A 613-nucleotide genomic window follows, 5' to 3' on the forward strand; every position below is an offset into this window, starting at 1 on the left:
TCTGGTCTGGCGGGGTTTTACAAACATCATGCTGCCGTTATCATGATCGTACCGGGTGCGGCCGTACATAATAACGCCCGACTTCAGTTTTTTAAACCCAATCATATAAAAATCGGATGTAAACTCCCTGTTGCCGAACGAACAGGTGTGTACGCACCTTTGTACGCTGATGAGCGGGTTCTCGGGCGGGGCAAAGCCGTTGAAACGGTGCATATCGGCCAAGTTTTTAAAATGCTGCATGATCAAAAAATATTCCCGTCCCCTCAGGGTCTCTCAGAGAGGACCCTGAGGTTCCAATCACCTCGCATAAACGCGGCTTCGGGAATTACGACTTTGCACTCTGCAGCCGCTGGGTCCTCTCCGAGAGACCCCCGCGGGGACAGTTTCGCTATAATAACTATAGGCACATGGATACTCCAAGTTTAACAATCTCAGTTAACCAGCTGTTTTTTAAACTGGTTAGGGCTAATACCCGTTTCCTTTTTAAAAAGCCTTGAAAAATAGGGCAGGTTTTCAAACCCGAGCTGGTAGGCTATTTCAGATACGCTTTGGTTATCGCCCGTGAGGCGGTTCTTGGCTTCGTTTACCAGGTAAATATGGATCAGGTCGATGG

General features: G+C 48.3%; 1 protein-coding gene and 1 pseudogene. Both read right to left on the reverse strand.

From position 1 onward, the window contains the following. Positions 1-240 (reverse strand): annotated as a pseudogene (locus AC1DXF_RS29455) (helix-turn-helix domain-containing protein); the annotation flags it as partial. A 191-nt stretch (positions 241-431) separates the two neighbouring features. Beyond that, the coding region (locus tag AC1DXF_RS29460) for a helix-turn-helix domain-containing protein (protein ID WP_477448046.1) at positions 432-613 on the reverse strand (182 nt) is incomplete at its 5' end.

The sequence above is a fragment of the Mucilaginibacter sp. P2_A5 genome (assembly GCF_056404995.1).